Source organism: Flavobacterium sp. (assembly GCF_031411595.1).
GTDB lineage: Bacteria > Bacteroidota > Bacteroidia > Flavobacteriales > Flavobacteriaceae > Flavobacterium.
On sequence record NZ_JANOBI010000035.1, the window covers coordinates 79,739 to 100,073 of the forward strand.

At 35.5% G+C, this 20,335-nt stretch carries 23 protein-coding genes; 5 read left to right on the forward strand and 18 right to left on the reverse strand.

Annotation, left to right across the window (positions count from 1 at the left end):
- Positions 1-8 precede the first annotated feature (8 nt).
- Positions 9-1,127 (forward strand): peptidylprolyl isomerase, encoded by a 1,119-nt coding sequence (locus RMO03_RS08070; RefSeq protein WP_309641588.1) that lies wholly within the window; start codon positions 9-11, stop codon positions 1,125-1,127.
- An 80-nt stretch (positions 1,128-1,207) separates the two neighbouring features.
- Positions 1,208-2,455, forward strand: coding sequence for a peptidylprolyl isomerase (locus tag RMO03_RS08075; protein ID WP_309641589.1), 1,248 nt, complete (start codon positions 1,208-1,210; stop codon positions 2,453-2,455).
- Positions 2,456-2,521: 66 nt separating this feature from the next.
- Here RMO03_RS08075 and RMO03_RS08080 read toward each other — a convergent pair whose 3' ends face one another.
- Positions 2,522-2,962: a hypothetical protein gene (locus RMO03_RS08080; protein ID WP_309641590.1), complete on the reverse strand. Its 441-nt coding sequence runs from the start codon at positions 2,960-2,962 to the stop codon at positions 2,522-2,524.
- A 241-nt stretch (positions 2,963-3,203) separates the two neighbouring features.
- On the opposite strand from RMO03_RS08080, the gene RMO03_RS08085 reads away from it, so the two are divergent.
- Positions 3,204-3,836, forward strand: coding sequence for a PepSY domain-containing protein (locus tag RMO03_RS08085; protein ID WP_309641591.1), 633 nt, complete (start codon positions 3,204-3,206; stop codon positions 3,834-3,836).
- 1 nt (position 3,837) lies between these two features.
- On the opposite strand, the gene fabV is transcribed toward RMO03_RS08085, so the two are convergent.
- The 8 genes from fabV to RMO03_RS08125 all read right to left on the reverse strand — a co-directional run bounded on the left by fabV (position 3,838) and on the right by RMO03_RS08125 (position 11,538).
- Positions 3,838-5,028, reverse strand: coding sequence for an enoyl-ACP reductase FabV (gene fabV / locus RMO03_RS08090; protein WP_309641592.1), 1,191 nt, complete (start codon positions 5,026-5,028; stop codon positions 3,838-3,840).
- 74 nt (positions 5,029-5,102) lie between these two features.
- A complete protein-coding gene (recN, locus tag RMO03_RS08095) occupies positions 5,103-6,755 on the reverse strand; it encodes a DNA repair protein RecN (RefSeq protein ID WP_309641593.1) in 1,653 nt (550 codons plus the stop codon).
- Between the two features lie 30 nt (positions 6,756-6,785).
- On the reverse strand, positions 6,786-7,673 hold the full coding sequence (locus RMO03_RS08100) for a DUF4835 family protein (RefSeq protein WP_309641594.1): 888 nt from the start codon (positions 7,671-7,673) through the stop codon (positions 6,786-6,788).
- Entirely contained in the window at positions 7,666-8,877 is a 1,212-nt protein-coding gene (coaBC, locus tag RMO03_RS08105) for a bifunctional phosphopantothenoylcysteine decarboxylase/phosphopantothenate--cysteine ligase CoaBC (RefSeq protein ID WP_309641741.1), read from the reverse strand. Before coaBC ends, RMO03_RS08100 begins: the two co-directional genes overlap by 8 nt.
- A gap of 7 nt (positions 8,878-8,884) precedes the next feature.
- Positions 8,885-9,208: a DNA-directed RNA polymerase subunit omega gene (locus RMO03_RS08110; RefSeq protein WP_309641595.1), complete on the reverse strand. Its 324-nt coding sequence runs from the start codon at positions 9,206-9,208 to the stop codon at positions 8,885-8,887.
- A gap of 7 nt (positions 9,209-9,215) precedes the next feature.
- Positions 9,216-10,010, reverse strand: a complete 795-nt coding sequence (locus tag RMO03_RS08115) for an outer membrane protein assembly factor BamD (RefSeq protein ID WP_309641596.1) — start codon at positions 10,008-10,010, stop codon at positions 9,216-9,218.
- 132 nt (positions 10,011-10,142) lie between these two features.
- Positions 10,143-11,018 carry a 4-hydroxy-tetrahydrodipicolinate synthase gene (gene dapA / locus RMO03_RS08120; RefSeq protein ID WP_309641597.1) on the reverse strand — a complete coding sequence of 292 codons (876 nt, stop codon included), beginning with the start codon at positions 11,016-11,018 and terminating at the stop codon, positions 10,143-10,145.
- Position 11,019: 1 nt separating this feature from the next.
- Positions 11,020-11,538 (reverse strand): DUF6913 domain-containing protein, encoded by a 519-nt coding sequence (locus tag RMO03_RS08125; RefSeq protein WP_309641598.1) that lies wholly within the window; start codon positions 11,536-11,538, stop codon positions 11,020-11,022.
- A 48-nt stretch (positions 11,539-11,586) separates the two neighbouring features.
- Between RMO03_RS08125 and RMO03_RS08130 the strand changes: the two genes are divergently transcribed.
- Together RMO03_RS08130 and RMO03_RS08135 are read left to right on the forward strand one after the other, a co-directional pair.
- Complete coding sequence (locus tag RMO03_RS08130) at positions 11,587-12,366, forward strand: 5'-nucleotidase (RefSeq protein ID WP_309641599.1); 780 nt, start codon at positions 11,587-11,589, stop codon at positions 12,364-12,366.
- Between the two features lie 183 nt (positions 12,367-12,549).
- Positions 12,550-13,467 carry a metallophosphatase gene (locus RMO03_RS08135; protein ID WP_309641600.1) on the forward strand — a complete coding sequence of 306 codons (918 nt, stop codon included), beginning with the start codon at positions 12,550-12,552 and terminating at the stop codon, positions 13,465-13,467.
- Here the strand turns inward: RMO03_RS08135 and RMO03_RS08140 are convergent.
- The 9 genes from RMO03_RS08140 to rpsF form a co-directional block, all read right to left on the reverse strand.
- Entirely contained in the window at positions 13,443-14,126 is a 684-nt protein-coding gene (locus tag RMO03_RS08140; protein WP_309641601.1) for a lysoplasmalogenase family protein, read from the reverse strand. The genes RMO03_RS08135 and RMO03_RS08140 overlap by 25 nt on opposite strands.
- Positions 14,116-14,844 (reverse strand): hypothetical protein, encoded by a 729-nt coding sequence (locus RMO03_RS08145; protein ID WP_309641602.1) that lies wholly within the window; start codon positions 14,842-14,844, stop codon positions 14,116-14,118. Before RMO03_RS08145 ends, RMO03_RS08140 begins: the two co-directional genes overlap by 11 nt.
- 24 nt (positions 14,845-14,868) lie before the next feature.
- Positions 14,869-15,585, reverse strand: coding sequence for a lysoplasmalogenase family protein (locus RMO03_RS08150; RefSeq protein ID WP_309641603.1), 717 nt, complete (start codon positions 15,583-15,585; stop codon positions 14,869-14,871).
- 74 nt (positions 15,586-15,659) lie between these two features.
- On the reverse strand, positions 15,660-16,337 hold the full coding sequence (locus RMO03_RS08155) for a lysoplasmalogenase family protein (protein ID WP_309641604.1): 678 nt from the start codon (positions 16,335-16,337) through the stop codon (positions 15,660-15,662).
- Complete coding sequence (gene ligA / locus RMO03_RS08160; RefSeq protein WP_309641605.1) at positions 16,327-18,333, reverse strand: NAD-dependent DNA ligase LigA; 2,007 nt, start codon at positions 18,331-18,333, stop codon at positions 16,327-16,329. Before ligA ends, RMO03_RS08155 begins: the two co-directional genes overlap by 11 nt.
- 72 nt (positions 18,334-18,405) lie before the next feature.
- Positions 18,406-18,879 carry a DUF6495 family protein gene (locus tag RMO03_RS08165; protein ID WP_309641606.1) on the reverse strand — a complete coding sequence of 158 codons (474 nt, stop codon included), beginning with the start codon at positions 18,877-18,879 and terminating at the stop codon, positions 18,406-18,408.
- Positions 18,880-19,070: 191 nt separating this feature from the next.
- On the reverse strand, positions 19,071-19,514 hold the full coding sequence (gene rplI / locus RMO03_RS08170; RefSeq protein WP_309641607.1) for a 50S ribosomal protein L9: 444 nt from the start codon (positions 19,512-19,514) through the stop codon (positions 19,071-19,073).
- Between the two features lie 12 nt (positions 19,515-19,526).
- On the reverse strand, positions 19,527-19,823 hold the full coding sequence (rpsR, locus tag RMO03_RS08175; RefSeq protein WP_136152299.1) for a 30S ribosomal protein S18: 297 nt from the start codon (positions 19,821-19,823) through the stop codon (positions 19,527-19,529).
- 2 nt (positions 19,824-19,825) lie between these two features.
- Positions 19,826-20,170 (reverse strand): 30S ribosomal protein S6, encoded by a 345-nt coding sequence (gene rpsF, locus RMO03_RS08180; RefSeq protein WP_298223445.1) that lies wholly within the window; start codon positions 20,168-20,170, stop codon positions 19,826-19,828.
- Positions 20,171-20,335: the final 165 nt, after the last annotated feature.

Genomic DNA, 20,335 nt, shown 5'->3' on the forward strand with positions numbered 1-20,335 from the left:
TCCAAATAATGAGACAATCTTTTTTAATTCTTTTAGTGGCTGTTGCCGTTTTCACTTCTTGCAAAGACAAACATAGCAATCTTCCTGACGGACTTTACGCAGAAATCGAAAGCAACAAAGGAAATATTACAGTGCAACTTGATTTTGAAAAAGCACCCATTACAGTTGCTAATTTTGTGACTTTGGCTGAAGGTAAGAATAGTTTTGTAAGCAATGAATATAAAGGAAAACCTTATTATGACGGATTGAAATTTCACCGAGTGATCCCTAATTTTATGATACAAGGTGGCGATCCGATGTGTGATGGTTCGGGCGATGCCGGTTATCTTTTTAGAGATGAAATTACCGATATGCATTTTGATAAAGGTGGTGTATTGGCTATGGCGAATTCAGGACCTGGAACCAATAGCAGTCAGTTTTTCATCACGCATGTAGCCACGCCATGGCTCGATGGGAAACATACCATTTTTGGGCACGTCATTGATAACGGAATGGATATCGTGAATAAAATCGAACAAAATGATGAGATTGTAAAAATGACCATTATTCGCAATGGAACCGCTGCTAAAAAATTTGACGCGGTAAAAGTGTTCTCGAGTTTCTTTTCGCATGAAGCTGAAGTTCAAAAGAAGCAAGCTTTGATTGATGCTGAAAATAAAAAGATTTATGACGCGAAATACAAAGCTGTTAAAGAACAAAAAGTAGCTTATTTAGAAGGCCTCAAAAAAACGGCAATCAAAACAAATTCCGGATTAATGTATAAAATCATTAGTAAAGGAAAAGGTAAAAAACCAACATTGGGCAGTAATATTTATATCAATTATTCAGGGTTTTTAGAAAACGGAACTTTGTTTGACAGCAGTGTTGAATCGGTTGCCAAAACATTTGGTAAATTCGATCAACGTAGATGCGACGCCAGACAATATACTCCAATTCCTTTTGAAGCAGGAAAAAAAGACGGCATGATTCCCGGTTTTATCGAAGGGTTAGAAAAATTATCCTTTGGAGATAAAGCGGTTTTATTCATACCTTCACCACTTGCTTATGGCGCACAAGGTGCTGGTGGCGTTATTCCACCCAATGCCAATATAGTTTTCGAAATAGAGCTCCTGGAGTCTGTGCCATAAAAATTATCAATTAAATAAGGGAATAACCTGAAAATCCCTGCAATTGCGAAATAAGTAAGGACAATATTAATCTAAGAAAAATGAAAATTAAAGTTATCGTTTTATTGTTTTTAGGAATGATGAATGTGTATTCACAAAAAACAAAAAAAGCAGTAGTAACCAAAAAACCAGTAGCTACTGCAACCGTAAAAAAAGCTGCACCATCAAACAATGCAGAAGGTATTTATGCTGAATTTGAAACCGCCAAAGGTAAAATTGTCATTCGTTTAGAATACCAAAAAACACCTATCACTGTTGCTAATTTTGTTTCTTTGGCAGAAGGAAATAATCCTTTTATAACGGATGCAAAACTTAAAGGAAAGCCCTATTATGATGGGTTGAAATTTCACCGTGTGATTAAAGATTTCATGATTCAAGGTGGCGATCCTGCAGGAAATGGTTCCGGTGGTTGTGGTTATAGTTTCAAAGACGAAATCGTTCCAGAATTCGTATTCGATAAAGCTGGTATTTTGGCTATGGCCAATTCAGGACCGGCAACCAATAGCAGTCAGTTTTTCATCACACACAAAGACACACCTTGGCTTAATGGAAAACATACCATTTTTGGATATGTAGTTTCCGGTCAAGATGTAGTAAATGCCATTGCTCAAGATGACCTAATGAATAAAGTAACGATCGTTCGTAAAGGTGCACAAGCCAAAGTATTCAATGCTGTAAAAGTGTTCTCTGACTACTATGGTAACAAAGCGGAAGACGATAAAAAACAAGCGGCTGTAAAAGCGGAAGAAAATGCAAAACAAGCTGCCGCTGCTGCTGAAGCTAAAAAAGCATATAATGCACAATACGCACCGGTAATGGCAGAAAAAGTAAAATATTTAGCTGGTGTTAGAGCTACTGCAACCAAATCACCTACAGGTTTAGAGTATAAAATCATCAAACAAGGCACAGGAAAAAAACCGGTTGATGGTACGAATATTTATATTCACTATGCAGGTTATTTAGAAGACGGTTCGTTATTCGACAGCAGTTACGAAGACGTCAACAAAGCTTATGGAAAATTCGATCAAAACCGTGCTTCACAAAACGGGTACGCTCCTTTTCCTTTTCAAGCGGGTAAAAAAGACGGTTTGATTCCTGGATTTTTGGAAGGAATTAGTAATTTGTCTTTCGGCGATAAAGCGGTGATTTTTATTCCTTCAGCTTTAGGATATGGCGAACGTGGTGCAGGTAATGTAATTCCACCCAATGCCAATATTATTTTTGAAGTGGAATTGTTTGAGACATTACCAAATGCTCCAGTAGCACCAGCTGCAACTTCAAAACAATAATATTTTATAACATAAATTCCACTAATTTGCACTGATTAATTCGTGTAAATTAGTGGAATTCTTGTTTTATTTCGCGCCAAACTTCCAATCAAATTCATCTTGATTTTTGATAATCGCGCCAATTTCTACTTTTACAATTTGGTCATATTCGCTTTGTAGAATGAGCCAATGATCTTCATTGAAATGGTTTTCAGCCAAATCAAAATCTTCTTTTTCCCAAGTTTTAAAACTGTGTTGCTCTAACTCTTTTTGAACTTCGGTTGCTTTTCTACCCAATATTGTATTATTGAATAAGGTTAGCTCAGGATCTGAAGCTATAATATAACCTAAACGAAAATCTTCATCTTCATAAAATGTCAATCGCATTTTTTGTTGGTTATAGACATAAATGACATTCTGATCTTCGTCTTTAAATTGCTTGTTTGGATTGCCATAAATGCTTTTTACATCGGTTTGTTTCATTCCGAAAAGCAATTGGTCGACGCCGAATTTGGGTTTGATTTGCATTGGATTTTATTTAACCGCAAAGGTCGCGGAGTTTGCGCAAAGGTCGCAAAGTTTTTACAATTTCAATCCATTGAAAGTTTCATTTTCCTTTTAAAATTGGTCTTAAACAGTGCTTTTCATGCAGATAATATTGATTTATTTGAATTTCAACGAATATTTTAGGTTTGTGAGTTCAAATGTTAAAAATTTGCGTAACTATTTATAAATGAGATTTTTGTTGTTTATAAAAACAGAAAAAAGTATGCGATATCTTTACCTTCTTTTTTGTTTTGGTTTTTGTACTTCTGTATTGGCTACTAATATCAATACGGCTCAAATAATTCATGTTTCCGATAGTATTTTAGTTTCCAGAGTTGGTGAACATTTGAAAGAATATTTTGAAATATCCGATACAGGAACGCACTATAAATACCTAATTTCAAAAAACAAAATAGCAATCGATCAATTTTTAACCAAAAAAAAGATTACCAAAAACATTGTTGAAATTTGGATTTTGTATCATTTCAATTACACCAAAATTGAAGGTATGAAATCCGGAATATGGGTAAAACTAGATGGCAATCTTCAATTGATTGAAGAACCTAATCTCAATTCTGTTCCTGATTTTTTAATACACGACAGCCCCATTAATTTCATTTCTAAAAACGACGCTAAAGCCATGGCCATCAAAGTTTTTACTCAAAAAGTTTATGAGGTTACCGAGCCAAAACTCGAATACATTAAGAAAAATGAAAAATACGTTTACACGGTAGCCAACAAAACCAACCATACCAATAATCAAAAAATTACCGAAATGGAAATTGTTGAAATTGATGTATTCACCGGAAAATTAATAAGTAGATACGACAGTTACAATGGTCTGATTGAACGCTAAATTACTTGATACTCGAAACACCAACCATTTCATTAGCATCAGCGTCGTAATCAACACCTTCAAAACCAAAACCAAACAAGTTTAAGAAATCTTGCTTATAACCCGCTAAATCTCCAATGGCAGGTAATGATTCTGTAGTTGCTTCCAACCACAATTTGGCTACTTGTTCCTGAACATCCTCGCGCATTTCCCAATCATCAATTCTGATTCTGCCTTTGTCATCGGTTGGTACAGTAGTACCGGCATACAATCTTTGACTGAATAATCTTTGAATTTGTTCGATGCAACCTTCGTGAATGCCTTCCGCTTTCATGATTTTATACAATAAAGAAATGTATAATGGAATCACCGGAATCGCTGAGCTGGCTTGCGTTACCAAAGCTTTATTCACCGAAACATAAGCCTTTCCTCCTATCGAAGCCAAACTATCGGTAATGGTAAAAGCCGTAGCTTCCAAATCATCTTTGGCTCTTCCAATAGTTCCTTTCCTGTAAACTGCTTCAGTCACAGCTGGTCCAATATAAGAATACGCAATTGTAGTTGCACCAGTCGCTAACACACCAGCAGCTTTCATGTCTTCAATCCACATCGACCAATCTTCGCCGCCCATCACGACAACCGTGTTATCAATATCTTCTTGGTTGGCTGGTTCGATAGAAACTTGGCTGACATTGCCTGTGTGAAAATCGACTGTTTTGTTGGTGAATGTACTTCCAATGGGTTTCAACACCGAACGATGCAAAACTCCGGTTTTAGGATGCATGCGCACCGGCGAAGCTAAACTATAAATAATCAAATCGATTTGACCTAAATCAGCTTTGATTAAATCGATGGTTTGTTGTTTGATTTCATCTGAAAATGCGTCACCATTAATACTCTTAGCATACAATCCGGCTTTGTGAGCTTCTTGTTCAAAAGCAGCGGAATTATACCAACCCGGTGAAGCCGTTTTTCCTTCAGCAGCAGGTTTTTCAAAGAAGACACCAATCGTTGCAGCGTTAGAACCAAAAGCACTGGTGATGCGAGAAGCCAATCCAAATCCGGTAGAAGCCCCAATAACTAAAACGCGTTTTGCGCCTTCGATGGTTCCTTTTGATTTGACATATTCAATCTGGTTTTTTACATTTTGCTCGCATCCTTTTGGGTGTGATGTCAAACAAATAAAGCCTCGCATTCTTGGTTCTATAATCATATTAATGGGTGTTTTCTATTGATAAAAAGCGTTTAAAATTCTGTAAAAAGTGACACAAATATAGCGCAAAAAAATTAGTTCAACAATGCTTTGGCGTGATTTAAAGCCGATTCTGAAACTTCCGTTCCTGATAGCATTTGAGCGATTTCGACAATTCTTTCTTCTGAAGTTAATTGCTTCAATTCTGTGATTGTATCCACAGCTCCAACCGATTTGTATACTTTAAAATGCGTATCGCCTTTCGCTGCAATTTGGGGTAAATGTGTAATCGCAAATACTTGCATATTGTGACTCATAGTTTTCATGATTTCGCCCATTTTATTAGCGATTTCACCTGAAACTCCTGTGTCGATTTCATCAAAAATGATTGTAGGTAAATTGGAATAATTGGCCAAAATGGCTTTAGTTGCGAGCATAATTCTCGACAATTCACCACCAGAAGCTACTTTTTTGAGCAATCCAAAATCGGAACCTAAATTGGCCGCAAACAGAAACTGCAATTCTGATTTTCCGTTAGATAAATAATGATTGACTTCTGTAATTTCAATTTTAAATCGCACATTCGGCATGCCCAATTGTGCTAATATTTCAATCCATTTATTCGTTAGAATTGGGATTGCGTCGATTCGGTTTTTGTGGATTTTTTGGGCTAAATCATCCAATTCTTTTTCTGAATTTTGCAATGAGGTTTCTAATGCTTTAATATCATTTTCAATGGTTGAAAGCGCATCTACTTGTTGCTCTAAATTCGTTTGAATAGCAAGCAATTCAGTAATAGAAGCGACTTGGTGCTTCTTCTGAAGTGCGTAAATCAATTGCAATTTTTGTTGAACAATTTCTAACTTTTCGGGATCATGAATTAAATGATCCGACATTTTGTTAAGTTCATCAATGGCGTCATCGAATTCAATGGCAACACTATTGATGCGTTCGAAAATCGTGTTATAATCCGTAGAAAAACCAACTACTTTTTGCAAATTATTCTTGATTTCATTGAGCAAATGAATGACTCCATACTGTTCTTCATTGGCAATCTTCAATGCTTTGCTAACATTTTCTTTAATGAATTCAACATTATTAAGTTGCTCGAATTCTGATTCTAATGTCGCTTGATCTAGATTTTGCAATGAAACGGATTGCAATTCACTTAATAAAAAAGTATTGTAATCTTGCTCTTTGAGTGCATTTTGCAATGCTGTTTTCAAAGCGTTAAGTGTTGAAGTATCCTTTTTGTACTGTTTTAAAATGACTTGATAAGGTGCAACCAAATCAACATTCGAAGCCACCGCATCAATAATCTCAAACTGGTATTGGTTTTCGGATAATTCTTGGGTTTGGTGTTGCGAATGCACATCAATCAAGAATTCGCTTAAGTCTTGTAGTTCCTGAAGATTTACAGGCGTATCGTTGATAAAAGCACGTGATTTCCCGGAAGGTAAAATTTCCCGGCGCAGAATCGTAACCGCATCATAATCTAAATCATTGGCTTCAAAAAAGGGTTTTAGGTTGTAATTTGAAATGTTGAAATACGCTTCAATGACGCATTTTTCTTCTTTATTTTTTAATGAAGTCAGATCGGCTCTTTTCCCCAAAACCAAACCCAATGCACCTAAAAGTATCGACTTTCCTGCACCTGTTTCGCCCGTGATGATTGAAAAACCATTCGAAAAATCGATAGTCATTTTTTCAATCAAAGCAAAATTATTGATGGAAAGCGATTGTATCATGAAAGGAATGCAATTAAATGTATAGCGAAACTATAACTTTATTTCTGTCCATTTACTTGAATTCATTGGAGAAATGCTGAATAATTTATCAAGTAAAGTGGCATTATCAACAGCTGGTCCGCCTGTAAATATCGAAACAATTTCATCGACTTTGGCATCGAAAAACACGCGGGTTAGAAAGGAATTCGGTTTACTCAATTCCATATATGACAATTGTGTAATGGCACCGATAATTTTTTCTTTGGCCGTTTTTAAATCTTTGTGCATCAAATCTAAACCATCAAAATGATATTGATAGAGCGCATCTCGAAATTGAACATAGGTATTGGATGTCAAATTATTGACTAAGAAATAACGATTTTGATTGCTGTCGCCTTGCCCCCAACCTGCATAGCCACTAGATTGTGCTACGTTTACAATTTCTTGTACTACTTCGTAATATGGTGTTCCTCCATCTTGCGCAAAAGTATCAGCATCTAAACCTATGATAATCAAACTGTAATAAGCAATTACAGAAACCAAATTTGAATCGAATGAAGCAGGATTAAAGCTTAAATTTTGAAATTCATTATACTCAAAATTAAAATCTTTGTCGTTGTAATTGAATACTGGCGAAGAATAAGTGGAATTGAAAACCGGTCTTGACGATCCTACTTGAATCGACGCTTTGAATTGATTGCCTGCAAATTCATTAATTGTTATAAACATTGAACAATTGATGCGTTCAGTAGGTTTTATTTTTTGAGTCGTCCAAGTAGTCTTATTGACAAAATCAGTTAAAGATCTTTCCAATGTTTTGAATACTTGCGTATTGGTTCCTCCTACTTTATCAGCATTGACTTTTACAGTACAGTTTAACTCTTGTGCCTGAGCAATTCCAAAGAAAAGTACAACTATGATGAAGATTAATTTATGCATGATACTGTTGAATTATTTTGTTAATGATGTCTTGTGCGACGGTTTCTTTCGATTTCAATTCCATAGTTTCAATACTAAAGTTGCTATCAATAAAAGTAACTTTATTCGTTGATTTACCAAAACCGGCACCTTCGTCTTGCAATGAATTTAAAACAATCAAATCTAAGTTTTTTTTCTGAATTTTCAGCTTTGCATTTTCAATTTCATTTTGAGTTTCTAATGCAAACCCGATTAAAAACTGGTCTTTTTTAATCTGACCTAACGAAGCCAATATATCTTTTGTTTTTTCGAGTTCAATACTGAAATAATCTTCTGTCTTTTTGATTTTCTGATCAGCCACCTGCATCGGTCGATAATCGGCTACCGCTGCTGCACAAATCGCGACATCCATCGTATTGAAATATTGATGACAAACTTCGTACATGTCTTGTGCGCTTACTACACGAATCAAATTGATATTAGAATTCTTGACATTCAAATGACTTGGTCCGGAAATCAAAAGCACTTCGGCTCCATGATTGGCGGCACATTCAGCAATATCAAAACCCATTTTACCCGAAGAATGATTTCCTATAAAACGCACAGGATCGATAGCTTCGTATGTCGGACCTGCAGTAATTAGGATTTTTTTTCCTTTCAATGGCAATTTGCTTTCTAAATCTGCTTCGAGAAAAGCGATGATATTTTCGGGTTCCGCCATTCTGCCTTCGCCGGATAAACCACTAGCGAGTTCGCCGTTTTCAGCAGGAATCATTGTGTTTCCGAATTGATGTAAGGCATGAAAACTTGCTATGGTTGAAGGATGTTTATACATATCCAAATCCATAGCCGGAGCAAAATATACCGGGCATTTTGCTGACAAATAAGTAGCGATGAGTAAATTATCACAATTGCCAATTGCCATTTTAGAAAGAGTGTTGGCTGTGGCCGGAGCGATGAGCATTAGATCGGCCCAAAGTCCTAATTCAACATGGTTGTTCCATTGGGCGTTGTCATCGTCTTCATTAAAGAAACTCGAATGCACCGGATTTTTGGACAGCGTTGATAAAGTAAGTGGTGTTATAAAATCTTTAGAAGCCGGCGTCATGATTACTTGAATCTGAGCGCCGGCTTTAATAAAAAGTCTCACCAAATGAGCAGTTTTGTAAGCGGCAATTCCACCAGAAATACCCAGTACTATTTTTTTACCACTTAAAACTGACATTCCTAAATTATTTAGTGGTGCTATCTGCTCTGTGGTAGATTTTTCCATCCAACCATTCTTGAACAGCTAACGCGTGTGGTTTTGGTAATTTTTCGTAGAATTTAGAAACTTCAATTTGTTCTTTGTTTTCAAAAACTTCTTCCAAACTATCATTGTAAGTAGCAAACTCTTCTAGTTTTTCAGTCAATTCTTTTTTGATTTCAGAGTTGATTTGGTTTGCTCTTTTTGCCATTATGGTGATTGCCTCATACACATTACCGGTTGGTTCTTCAATAACACTTTTGTTGTAAGTGATTGTGTTTACCGGAGCATTCGTCTTTTTTAAATCCATGACTTATTTATTTAGAAAATTGTTTTAAATCTTTTTCAATTCTGGCCAACATGTCGTCAGCTTTTTCTTTGTATGTTGTATTCTCTTTGAATTTTATTAAATTGTTGTAAGCCACTTTAGCATTTTTCAAACGATCTTCCATTTTGGATGGAATACTGTTGATGGCTAATTTGTAAGCCGAATCGAATCTGTAAAATAAAGCCGATTCTTTGAATGGCGTTCCAGGATAATCACTGATGAAATTGTCTAAAGCTACTAATGCCGCTTTGTGATCTGAAATCGTATTGTATTGTTTGGCGATTTCGAAATACTTCTTTTCTAACTTATCGGTTAATTTTTTTAATGCTGCATTGGCTTCGGGCAAATACGTTGAATTCGGATAAGTATCAATAAAGGTTTGTAATTTATCGATGGCTTTAACCGTATCAACTTGATCCAAACTATACGAAGGTGACAACATCGAATATGATTTTCCTTCTAAATACCCTGCTTCTTCTACTTTTTCACTTTTTGGATAGCTTGAAACAAAACTTTCAAACTGATAACCTGCTAAATAATATTGTTCGGTTTTATAATACGACTGCGCATACATATAAAACATCTTTTCCGATTGAGGTTTGCCTCTAAAAGCTGGAGCCATTTGTTCGAAAAGACGAATGGCTTTGTTGTATTTTTTGGCGTCGTATTTTTTTTCAGCTTCTGCATATTTCACCGCTACATCATCTGATTTTAAGGCTTTTTGATAGGAGCTACAAGAACAAAATAAGATTGAAACAAGTAAAAAGTATAAAAATTTATTCATTATTTTTTGATTGGTCTTGTTGATTTACAGCCCTATTCTTGTTTTTAAAATGAACTGCAAATTTAGTTATTAATTAGACACTACAAAATATTTTTTTTATTAATAAAATGTGCGCTATTATTGAGATAAATGCTAAAGGTTTTTAAAGAATTTTTCAATTTTTGAAGCCAAAACCGCATCGGTATTTACAAGTGGTAATCGCACTGTGTTTTCTGACAATCCTAAACATTTGAAAATTTCTTTGATGCCGGCTGGATTGCCTTGTTCGAAAATCAAATCGATTAGATCTGCAACTTTGTAATGCAATTGATACGCTTCATCCACTTTTCGTTGTAAACCTAAGCGAATCATTTCGGAGAATAATTTTGGAATGCCTTCGCCGATTACTGAGATGACACCACTTCCACCGGCTAAAACGATGGGTAATGCAAGCATGTCATCGCCTGAAATTACTAAGAAATTTTTGGGTTTGTTTTGAATGAGTTGCATTGCTTGAACGATATCGCCCGCTGCTTCTTTAATCGCCACAATGTTTTTAAAATCATTCGCCAATCGAATTACGGTTTCAGGCAACATATTACTTCCAGTTCGTGCGGGAACATTATACAAAATGATTGGCAACGGTGAAGCTGTAGCAATCGCTTTAAAATGTTGGTAAATGCCTTCTTGCGTTGGTTTGTTGTAATATGGAGAAACCGAAAGCACCGCATCGAAACCTGATAAATCTCTAGTTTTTAATTCTTCAATTACTTTTGTGGTATTGCTTCCACCAACGCCTAAAACAAGTGGCAATCTTTTATTATTGGCTTCGATTACGGTTTGAATGACCAAGTTTTTTTCGGCATCAGATAACGTAACATTTTCGGCAGTGGTGCCTAAAACGACTAGATATTCTATTTGATTGTCGATTTGAAAGTTGACGATTTTTTTGAGTGCATCAACATCAACAGATAGATCTTTTTTGAAAGGTGTGACTAAGGCAACTCCAGTTCCAACAAGTGATTGCATATTATATTTTGTTTAATATTTTTAGATATTTAAAGAGCTCCTCGATAAACACTTTATAGTTTTCAGCATTGGTATTAATCATAAAGTGGTTCAATTTTTTATCAATCGAAGCAAAACCCACTTTAAAACTGGCTTTCGATTGATTGGACACCTGCAACAAAGCCGACTTTTCAGTATCGTAATAATTAATCAGCAAATCGAATTTTTGAGCGGTAAAATCTTTGACTTCCGATTTGTCGAAAGTGGCAGTCCAACTCAAATCTTTGTGGCTAAAAACAGGATAATCAAATTGTTCGTTTTTCTTGATTGTGTCTTTAAAAACCAACACTTTAATATTATTTTCCTGAATTCCTTTTTGAATTAATTCCTGAACCAATGCGGCTCTTTCGTAGAAGTAACTTTCGTCGAAAACAATGCCAATCGTTTGAATGGTTGCTTGTGTAGGCGTGTGTTTTACATTAGATAGATTTTTCTTAACTATTTTTTGAGTAAAAAAATTCTTTAAATAATTTAAAAACATACTACTTTTACTTGGATTACAAATTTAATTAAATAAGTTTCATTTCGGATGGTAAAACTAAAAAACTATAACGTTGTATTGTCGTATTTTGTTTTATTCTTAACATTTCTTTTGAGTGTTTCTTGTCGCCAGCAAAAATTGTATGTGACCAAAATTGAAGGCAAAGAAATCGGTATTACCGATAAGAATAAAGAAGTCGCTGCTATTGAAGAATTTATAAAACCTTATCGCGAGCATATCGATCAGGATTTGAGTACAATTTTGGCTGTTGCGCCACAAACTTTAGACAAAAATGGCGAATGGCAAACACCTATGGGTAACATGTTTTCTGATGCAGTGATGCTCAAAGGTAATCCGGTTTTTATGGCACGTGAAAAGAAATCAATAGACATCGTTTTACTCAATGCCGGTGGCGTTAGGTCGATTATTCCGCAAGGCAATGTGACAGCGAGAACCGCTTTTGAAATCATGCCTTTTGAAAACAGTTTGGTGGTTATTGGATTGAAAGGCGAACAAATTGAAGAAATGCTGCAATATATTATCACTGAAAAAAAACCACATCCATTATCTGGAATGACTTTCACGATTGATAAGAATAATGTGGCGAAAGACATTATGATTCAAGGGAAACCATTTCTTCGGGCCAATATTTATTATGTAGGAACCAATGATTATTTGGCGAATGGCGGTGACAATATGAATTTCTTTAAAAAAGGCGTTCAGAAGTATGATTTGGATTATAAGCTGCGTAATATTTTGATTGATTATTTTAAAGATGTGGACACGATTCCGATGACTACTGACACAAGGATTACAGTTGAAAAATAACGAAATGCCCTAGCCCTGATAGAAGGGAAAATCCTTGGCATTGGGAGATTGCCGCGCAAGCTCGCAATGACAAGATTGGAATGATAGCAGGAAACAGCTCCTAAAAAAAACTTATTCCACTACGCTCCATACAATTCGCATCGTAATACTCGCTCGGGTCAGAACCTCAGAAACTCAAAAAAAATGAAAAGAAGAGAATTTATAGAAAAAACGGCAGCTACTACAGCCCTAATGAGTTTAGGCTTGTCGTTGAGTAGTTTTAAAAACAATACTACAAAGCATTTGACGGTTTTGCACACGAACGATGTGCACAGTTATATTGATCCGTTTCCGCCGACGCATCCAAAAAACCCGAATATGGGTGGTGTGGCGCGACGAGCCGCTTTGATTGAAACTATTCGCGCTGAGAATCCGAATGTTTTGTTGCTGGATGCTGGTGATATTTTTCAGGGTACACCGTACTTTAATTATTATGGTGGTGAACTCGAATTTAAGCTCATGAGTATGATGCGTTATGATTTGGCGACGATGGGGAATCATGATTTTGACAATAGCATTGACGGGTTTTACGCGCAATTGCCACATGCCCAGTTTGATTTTGTTTCGGCGAATTATGATTTTAAAAATACGGTGTTGAATGGATTGATTAAACCCTATAAAATCTTCAATAAGAACGGCATTAAGGTTGGCGTTTTTGGTTTGGGTGTTGGCCTTGAAGGTTTGGTGGATAAGAAGAACTATAAAGAAACGGTATATAACGATCCGGTGGCTGTTTCGCAAGATATGGCGCGAATTTTAAAGCAAGAAGAACAATGCGACTTGGTGATTTGTTTGTCGCACATAGGTTATCAATATAAAAGTGAAGCGGATAAGGATAAGATTTCGGATGTGAAATTGGCCGCGCTCACGAAAGACATCGATTTGATTATTGGCGGTCATACGCATACTTTCTTAGACAAACCAACGGTTTTGAAAAATGCTGAAGGCAAAGATGTATTGGTGAATCAGGTGGGCTGTTATGGTGTGAATTTGGGTCGGGTTGATTTTTACTTGGATTCGGATCAGGCTAAAATAGCTCAGGGCAAATCGATTGTTGTATGATTTTCGGATTCGATTACAAACAAATAAAAAGCATAATGCGCCAGTGAAAATACTACAGCTGACAAGGGTTTGAACACTTCATTTGGAATATAAAAATTTTCTACCATAAACAAAATCACTAAGAAAGTGAATAGTAATGTGCTGATGATGAGCCATGAATTTTGTTTGTTGTCATTCATCACATAATTCGACAATCCCAATCCGCTGAAGATCGAGATGATGATATCGTTGATTATTGTTGGGTAAAAATTCGGGTTGCTTGGATTGACCATCACATAAATCAAATACGAGAAGATAAATAAAAACGGAACCGTGGCTAGAACCAGCGGAAGCAATACAATTTCATCTCCTTTTTTAACGATTGTAATGATGGATGCGATTCTATAAAACAGAAAAGCCATGATGCCATAAAACAATAATTTAGGGTTATCAATAAACAATAAAAACACATTCGAGCAAAAGGCAAAAAACAGTGCTGCAACATACCAATAGCATTTGTTTTTTGAAGTCACTAAATACAACATCATCAAGCTCGGAATCAGGAGTGGTTTGAAAACTGACAATAGAGATGTTGATTTCCAATATTCTGCCATCAATAGAATGAAAGCTATTGCAAAGTATAAAATTGTTAAACCATTTATTTTAAAATCACGATTCATCGCTATTGGTTATAAAATTTTTATTCTCTTTAGATTCGGCGGCGATTACGTATTTATAAAAAGTATAAAAAGCAAAAACACTCAATATAATTTCTATTGGTCTGTAGATAGCCAGTGTCAGGTTTGAGCTGAAATAACGTTCGATAAAAACTATGAACCGCAATCCGACAAAAAGCAAAGTGCTTATTAATAGCCATGAATTTTGTCTGTTGTCATTCTTGAAATAATTTACTATTGAAATACCGCCCAATAAAGAAATTAAAACACTTTGAAGGATTAGTAGGTTAAACTCATACTCCGAAATTTCGTTGGTGGCAGAAATCAAATAGAAAAAAATGACTAAAAAAGGAAATGATGCCACTACAATATGAAGGTAATTTTTATCTTCTGTCAATTTAAAAACAATCACTAAGGTAATGATTCGAAGCAGAATAAAAGCTATTATTCCGTAGAAAAACAGCTTCATATTAATATAAAAAAACAATATATTACTGATGAGTAGTAAACCCATAACGATATAAAACAAAATATTCTTTATTATCGAATTGATATGATAGAGTGCCAATAATAATAAAGGTAAAATAATTCTGATTGAAAGTGCTGTATTGTTATAATCTAAAAGTTCAGCAACAATTTGAATAAATGCCAATGCGAAATACGCGACGTTTATAGAATATAACACCTTGTTTTTTGCAGTGGTTTTGGTTTCAAATATCATGGGATTAAAATTAAATTAAACGGCCTAATTAATTTTATTGATAATTTGATAACGCTTCTTTTTCTTTTCTTCAATAATGATAAAAAGGTATAATAAATATTGCCCGAATATGAAGAACAACATGGCTAGAGGTCGAAAGATATTATAATTCAAATAGAACATTTTGATGACTAAAACGAATTGAATTATTGTAAAAAACATCGTGCTTATAAGCAAATAAGTATTTGATGTATTCGATTTCACGATATAACTTCCCAAGCATAAACTTCCGAATAAAATCATAACCAATCCTTGAATAATGAACAGGTAAAAGCGGTATTCTGCATCATGATAAGAAAGATTGGCTACAAATAAATAGACGAATAGAAAGGGCAAAGCACCTATTATCATTGGAATGGACCCCGGGAATTTTACTGTTTTCAATACCAAATAAATAACCAACAAGCGATAAACCAAGAAAAATAGCGTTCCGATTGTAAAACAAATCATTGAACTCGAAATAAAAAATAAATTAGCAAACCAAACTGCGAGCAATGCAAGTATAAAAAATTTGTTTCTGTTTTTTGATGAAATCCAATAAATGGCTATCAACATGGGCATTAAGAGCGGTTTTGATATGGAGATAAAGAAGTGGTCATTAAAAAGTTCGGCGATGATTTCAACAAAACCTACAAAAAAATAAAAAGCAATAAATGGTTTTAATAATTTATCGGATTTAAAACTCAAGTACTTATTTTTCATATTTTAATTTGAAAAGCAACAATTAATTACGGCTAAATTTACTCTATTTTTTGAATAAACGTAAAAATACTGGTTTAATGCAAATAATTTTTCCTTGAAACAAAGTATTTGACTACAAAATAATACGATACCAATTGTGTAGCGAATTCAATATAATTCAGAAATGGAATCTGAAAAAGAAAATGGAACAGCATATAAAAAACATCTGAAACGATGCTCGTTATCACAAACATCAACAAATAAAAAGTATAAGCTGCAATCTTCGCGTAATAGCAATACATGGCAATGCAACCAAATACGCCAAGCACGATTCCGTATACAATTACCGGAATAACCAGTTCCGGATTGGTGTCGATAAACATTTGAATAAGTTCGTGAAGCACATACATTAGAAAACAGAAAATGATTGATGCGATTAGAATTCCTGACTTATAAAATTTCATTGTACGTAAATCCTGAATGGCAAAACGAAGCAACAGCAAATACGAAATAAAATACGGAACCATCAGAATTAGTGTCTCGTCTTTTATTTCAAGCAATACGATGGTATCGCCGATAAAATTGAGTATCAAAACGACAATGAATAACCAATTGACTTTGGAGGTTTTACTCGCGAGATAATAATATAAGATCGCTGGAATTACTGCCGGTTTGACCAATAGAATCATTAGGTCATTATCGATAATCGTAGCGATGACAGCCAATATACTGCAAAAAATATACAACCACAGTGCAATTTGTTTAGTTTTCATTTAATAAATTTATGAAGTCGTTTTCAGTAATAATGGGAACTTTCAACTGATTGGCTTTTTCTAATTTCGCCGGGCCCATATTCTCGCCGGCAATCACGTAATCGGTTTTAGCAGAAATGGAACTGCCGACTTTTCCGCCGTTGTCTTCGATGGCTTCTTTGAGTCCGTCGCGTGAATAAATGGTAAACACACCTGAAACTACAAAAGTTTTACCGGCTAATTTTTGTGTGGCATTGGGGTTGATTTTTTCGATGATTTCAAACTGAATTCCGTAAGCTTTCAATCGGTTGATAATGCGTTGGTTTTCTTTATTTTCAAAAAACTCAATGACAGAGTTGGCAATCCTGTCTCCAATTTCATCCACTAAAATTAAATCCATTAAACTGGCTTGTTGCAGCGCATCGATGCTTTTGTAATGTTTCGCTAGCTTCTTCGCGACCGTTTCGCCTACGTATCGAATTCCTAGTGCATACAATACGTTTTCAAAAGGAATTTTTTTGGAATTTTCGATGCCGTTCACGAGATTTTCTGCCGATTTCTGCGCCATTCTTTCGAGCGGTAATACTTGTTCGACGGTCAATTCATATAAATCGGCATAGTTGTGAACGAGCCCATTGTTGAAAAGCAACGCGACAGTTTCTCCGCCAAGCCCTTCAATATCCATTGCTTTTCTTGAAATGTAATGTTGGATGCGACCGATGATTTGCGGCGGGCAACCATAGAAATTTGGGCAGTAATGGTTGGCTTCTCCATCCGATCGAATCAATTCGGTTTGGCATTCCGGGCATTGGGTGATGTAAATTGTGGGTGCGGTATTTTGAGGTCGTTGGCTTAAATCGACTGCTATGATTTTTGGAATGATCTCGCCGCCTTTTTCTACAAAAACGACATCACCAACACGAATATCCAGTTTCTCGATTTGATCGGCATTGTGCAATGATGCTCGTTTTACAATAGTTCCGGCGAGTTGTACCGGTTCTAAATTGGCTACTGGTGTGATGGCTCCGGTTCTTCCGACTTGGTAGGAAATCGAATTGAGTTTTGTGGAAACTTGTTCTGATTTGAATTTGTAGGCGATAGCCCAACGTGGCGATTTGGCGGTGTAGCCTAATTCGTCTTGGTATTGAAAGCGATTGACTTTTACGACTACACCATCCGTTTCATAAGGCAAATGGTGTCGGTGTGTATCCCAAAAATCTATGAATTCGAAAACTTCGTTGAGATTTTTGGCGAGTTTGGCCTCGGTTGGCGCTTTAAATCCCCAGATTCTTGCGGTTTGTAAACCTTCGTATTGAGAATTAAATGGCAGGTTATTTCCAATTAAAAAGTACAACAAACAATCTAGTGGGCGTTTCGCTACTTCGGTGCTGTCTTGTAGTTTTAAACTTCCGGAAGCGGTGTTCCTTGGGTTTGAATATGGAGCTTCACTTATTTCGATTAACTCTTGATTCATTTTTTCAAAACCGGACAATGGTAAAATGATTTCGCCACGGATGTCGAATTTCTGAGGAAAATTGTTTCCTTTTAATTGCAATGGAATGGATTTGATGGTTTTGATGTTGTTTGTTACATCATCGCCTTGAAAACCATCACCACGAGTTACAGCGCGTTTTAGTTTACCGTTTTCGTAAGTAATGCTTATGGATGCACCGTCATATTTCAATTCACAAGTATATTCTAAAGCTACACTTCCTAATACTTTCTGAATGCGGTTTTCCCAATCGATTAAGTCTTCTTTTGAATACGAATTATCGAGTGAATACATTCGATAGTCATGCGCGACGGTTTGAAAGTTCTTCGTGATGGTGCCTCCCACTCGCTGTGTTGGGGAATTCTCATCAAAGTATTGTGGATTTTGATTTTCTAATTCTTGAAGTTGTTTGAGTTTTTGGTCGAATTCAAAATCTGAAATTGTTGGCGCATCAAGCACATAGTAATTGTGGTTGTGCAAATTGAGTTCCTCTCGAAGGTTTAGGATGGTTTGAATAATATCCATAAAAAATTAGCAGCTTTAGTATTTGAAATCGTGTACTAAAATAACTAATTTATAAAAGAACTTCCTAAAAAATTACGATTGAATAATGGAATTGATTTGTTGGTATAATTGTCCGTCGCTTAAAAAAGCACCTTGTTGGATTAATTGAAAAATGGAAGTATTGCGTTCTTCTGTATATTCTTTTTTACCGACTTTCATTTCGATGGTTTCGGTAAACATATTATCACTGAGCCATTGCAATCCTTCTTTAGTTAGAAAATCGGTTTCAGCGACAAGTGATTTTAGAATGATAGATTCAATATGCTTTTCGAAACAATGAAATAGAAAAATATGGTTTTTAGAGAAATGTTCTAAATAGATAGCACGTGAAAGTACACCTTCCCAAATCAGGTCGGAAAAAACATCGAGTTCCTGTTCGGCCACTTCTGGCTTTTCGGTTTTAAGTTTATCCCATTCTGCTTTATCAATAGATTGGGTTGCGAGGAAGTTGATGAATTCGGGGTGGAGTTCTTCTAATTGTTCTTTGGTGAGTCTGGTGTATTTCATTTCTGGAGTTTCTGAGTTGCTGAGTACCTGAGATACTGAGTTTTTGTTTTGAGTAGATTGCCCTAGCCCCGATAGCAACGGAAATCCTTTTGTGCCGGCGTTCGGCGCAAAAGATTGGGAGTGGATAGCGGGAAATAGCTTCAAAAAAAAATCCCGACTTTCATCGGGATTCTAATTATTATAATTACGAATTATGCTTTTTCAGCAACGATTTCGTATGGCAATTCAACGATTACATCGCGGTGCAAACGAACGTTAGCGGTATATTTACCTGTACGTTTTACGATTCCGCTTGTGATGAATTTTCTATCGATAGTCTGACCTGCTTTTTCTAAAGCTTCAGCAATGTCGATATTCGTGATTGATCCAAATAATTTTTCACCACCTGCTTTCGCAGAGATTTTTATTTCGATAGCTTTTAAAGTTTCAGCCAATGCTTTTGCATCGTTTACAACTTTAGCTTCTTTGTGTGCTTTTTGTTTCAAATTCTCAGCTAAAACTTTTTTAGCAGAAGGTGTCGCTAAATGCGCGTGTCCTTGTGGAATTAGGAAGTTACGACCGTAACCTGCTTTCACAGATACGATATCGTCTTTAAAGCCTACATTCTGTACGTCTTTTTTTAATATAATTTCCATTTTCGCTTCTTATTATTTTAGTAAATCAGCCACATATGGCATTAACGCTAAGTGTCTTGCTCTTTTTACAGCTACTGACACTTTTCTTTGGTACTTTAATGAAGTTCCTGTAAGACGACGTGGTAAGATTTTACCTTGTTCGTTTACGAATTTCAATAAGAAGTCTGCATCTTTATAATCAATATATTTGATTCCAGATTTTTTGAAACGACAATACTTTTTGGTTTTGTTGGTTTCAATATTTAAAGGTGTAAGATATCTGATATCTCCATCTTTCTTTCCTGAAGCGGATTGTTGTAGATTTGCCATGATTAGTTCGCTTTCGCTGCTTTTAATTTAGTTCTTCTTCTTTCTGCCCAAGAGATGGCGTGTTTGTCAAGACTTACAGTCAAGAAACGCATTACTCTTTCGTCACGTCTAAATTCAGTTTCAAATGCGATAAGCACTTCACCTGCTACTTTGAATTCGAATAAATGGTAGAACCCACTTTTCTTATTTTGGATTTCGTAAGCCATCTTTTTCAGACCCCAATCCTCTTTTGATATCATTTCTGCTCCTCTGGACGTAAGAAATTCTTCGAATTTGCTCACTGTTTCCTTTACCTGAACGTCAGATAAAACGGGATTTAAAATGAAAACAGTTTCATAATGATTCATAATTAATTATTTTAAAATTTGTTAATTTTTGCAAAAGTAATCATTTTTTTTAAATAAACAAGAAAAACACATTTTTTATCGTTAAAACGCAAAAAAAACCGATAAAGGCTAGGTTGATTGGAAAAAAGATTTTACTTTCGTCATTCCAAATCTATAATAAATAAA

Bases quoted from the DNA above. Each gene is read 5' to 3' on its own strand.
- fabV (WP_309641592.1), bottom strand. From the start codon at position 5,028: ATGATTATAGAACCAAGAATGCGAGGCTTTATTTGTTTGACATCACAC.
- rplI (WP_309641607.1), bottom strand. From the start codon at position 19,514: ATGGAAATTATATTAAAAAAAGACGTACAGAATGTAGGCTTTAAAGAC.
- RMO03_RS08165 (WP_309641606.1), bottom strand. From the start codon at position 18,879: ATGAAATACACCAGACTCACCAAAGAACAATTAGAAGAACTCCACCCC.
- RMO03_RS08135 (WP_309641600.1), top strand. From the start codon at position 12,550: ATGAAAAGAAGAGAATTTATAGAAAAAACGGCAGCTACTACAGCCCTA.
- RMO03_RS08125 (WP_309641598.1), bottom strand. From the start codon at position 11,538: ATGTTTTTAAATTATTTAAAGAATTTTTTTACTCAAAAAATAGTTAAG.
- RMO03_RS08140 (WP_309641601.1), bottom strand. From the start codon at position 14,126: ATGAATCGTGATTTTAAAATAAATGGTTTAACAATTTTATACTTTGCA.
- RMO03_RS08070 (WP_309641588.1), top strand. From the start codon at position 9: ATGAGACAATCTTTTTTAATTCTTTTAGTGGCTGTTGCCGTTTTCACT.
- RMO03_RS08155 (WP_309641604.1), bottom strand. From the start codon at position 16,337: ATGAAAACTAAACAAATTGCACTGTGGTTGTATATTTTTTGCAGTATA.
- RMO03_RS08130 (WP_309641599.1), top strand. From the start codon at position 11,587: ATGGTAAAACTAAAAAACTATAACGTTGTATTGTCGTATTTTGTTTTA.
- recN (WP_309641593.1), bottom strand. From the start codon at position 6,755: ATGATACAATCGCTTTCCATCAATAATTTTGCTTTGATTGAAAAAATG.
- RMO03_RS08150 (WP_309641603.1), bottom strand. From the start codon at position 15,585: ATGAAAAATAAGTACTTGAGTTTTAAATCCGATAAATTATTAAAACCA.
- rpsR (WP_136152299.1), bottom strand. From the start codon at position 19,823: ATGGCAAATCTACAACAATCCGCTTCAGGAAAGAAAGATGGAGATATC.
- RMO03_RS08100 (WP_309641594.1), bottom strand. From the start codon at position 7,673: ATGCATAAATTAATCTTCATCATAGTTGTACTTTTCTTTGGAATTGCT.
- RMO03_RS08145 (WP_309641602.1), bottom strand. From the start codon at position 14,844: ATGATATTTGAAACCAAAACCACTGCAAAAAACAAGGTGTTATATTCT.
- RMO03_RS08085 (WP_309641591.1), top strand. From the start codon at position 3,204: ATGCGATATCTTTACCTTCTTTTTTGTTTTGGTTTTTGTACTTCTGTA.
- RMO03_RS08110 (WP_309641595.1), bottom strand. From the start codon at position 9,208: ATGGATTTAAAAAAGACGAATGCTCCGGTAAACACAATCACTTACAAC.
- RMO03_RS08075 (WP_309641589.1), top strand. From the start codon at position 1,208: ATGAAAATTAAAGTTATCGTTTTATTGTTTTTAGGAATGATGAATGTG.
- coaBC (WP_309641741.1), bottom strand. From the start codon at position 8,877: ATGTCAGTTTTAAGTGGTAAAAAAATAGTACTGGGTATTTCTGGTGGA.
- rpsF (WP_298223445.1), bottom strand. From the start codon at position 20,170: ATGAATCATTATGAAACTGTTTTCATTTTAAATCCCGTTTTATCTGAC.
- dapA (WP_309641597.1), bottom strand. From the start codon at position 11,018: ATGCAATCACTTGTTGGAACTGGAGTTGCCTTAGTCACACCTTTCAAA.
- RMO03_RS08115 (WP_309641596.1), bottom strand. From the start codon at position 10,010: ATGAATAAATTTTTATACTTTTTACTTGTTTCAATCTTATTTTGTTCT.
- RMO03_RS08080 (WP_309641590.1), bottom strand. From the start codon at position 2,962: ATGCAAATCAAACCCAAATTCGGCGTCGACCAATTGCTTTTCGGAATG.
- ligA (WP_309641605.1), bottom strand. From the start codon at position 18,333: ATGGATATTATTCAAACCATCCTAAACCTTCGAGAGGAACTCAATTTG.